Source organism: Mesorhizobium sp. WSM4829 (genome assembly GCF_055811475.1).
In genome coordinates this window covers 1-1,335 of sequence record NZ_JBVVQJ010000115.1, presented here as the reverse complement: position 1 = coordinate 1,335, position 1,335 = coordinate 1, and the positions used below count along the sequence as shown (strand labels likewise).

Here is a 1,335-nt window from a genome sequence, read left to right as displayed (position 1 = left end):
GCAGAAGATGGGATGGTTGCCGCCCTCCCCAGACGGCATCGCAATGTGCCAAGGTCGTGGTGTTCAACGCCACATGAAGGAGAGGACGGCAAATGAAAGATACTATGATCGGGGTGGACCTGGCAAAGAACGTTTTCCAGCTTCACGGCGCGACAATGACGGGGCATCTGAGATTCCGTAAGAAGCTGACGCGGTCACGGTTCCGGCAGTTCATGGCATGCCAGCCGCCTGCTGTGGTTGTGATGGAAGCATGCGGCAGCGCGAGCTACTGGGCTCGAGAAATGGTCAAGCTTGGCCACGAGGTGAAGCTGATCGCACCTCAATATGTGCGGCCCTTTGTCAAACGGCAGAAAAACGATGCTGCCGATGCTGAAGCAATCGTCGTTGCAGCACAGCGCCCGGAGATGCGTTTTGTACAGCCGAAGTCGGAAGATCAGCAGGCATGCGCTGTGTTGTTCCGAGGTCGGGAGCGCCTCCTCCATCAGCGCACCGAGCTTGTGAACGCTCTGCGTTCGGTGCTGTACGAATATGGTCACATCATTCCGAAAGGGATCGCCCATATCAAGCGGATTGAGACTATTCTGGAGGAGCCGAACAGTGACCTGCCTGCTCTGGTGCGCGAGGAATGCTTTGATCTGCTCGAACAGATTGCTGAAAACACGGCCCGGATCGACGTCAAAACGGCAAAGGCCAAAGCCCTTTCCCTGGCGACCGATACAGCGCGGCGCCTGCAGACAATGCCTGGTGTCGGGCCCCAGACCGCGTTGGCGATCAGCGGCTTTGCTCCGCCGATGGAGAGCTTCAAACGCGGGCGGGACTTTGCGGCCTGGCTTGGGCTCGTGCCACGTCAATACACCTCCGGCGGCAAGGAGCGACTTGGACGCGTGTCGAAGGCTGGCCAGACCGATATCCGGTCTTTGTTGATCATCGGCGCCATGTCACGCCTGACAGTGCTGGCCCGCAAATCCATCGTCGAGGGTTCATGGCTGGCACGGATGCTGCGTCGCAAGCCGCTCATGCTGGTCGCGATCGCGCTTGCGAACAAGATGGCGCGGGCGATCTGGGCGATGATGACAAAGAAAGAGGATTATCGAAATCCGGCGCGAGTTGTGGCTGCATGACGCATATGCATCACCACACAAACTGGCGCCGGTGAAAAAGGTGTAGGAAGTCGATGACCTGAATGGGCACAATGATCGAAAAGATCTGGATTGGGAAAACCAGCCGTCGTTCCCGAGCTTGAAAGCTCTTGCAGAAGATTTGGACCCGATCCGCAGATCACCATACCGGCCCGCGGCTTCTTGAAAGGCCGCAACGACAGGCCTGAGAGAAGAA

Annotated in this window: 1 protein-coding gene; it reads left to right on the top strand. The window is 57.9% G+C overall.

Features of this window, described 5'->3' with window-relative positions; all coding sequences use genetic code 11:
- Positions 1-92 precede the first annotated feature (92 nt).
- On the top strand, positions 93-1,121 hold the full coding sequence (locus tag AC0L17_RS34425) for an IS110 family RNA-guided transposase (RefSeq protein ID WP_473518984.1): 1,029 nt from the start codon (positions 93-95) through the stop codon (positions 1,119-1,121).
- Positions 1,122-1,335: the final 214 nt, after the last annotated feature.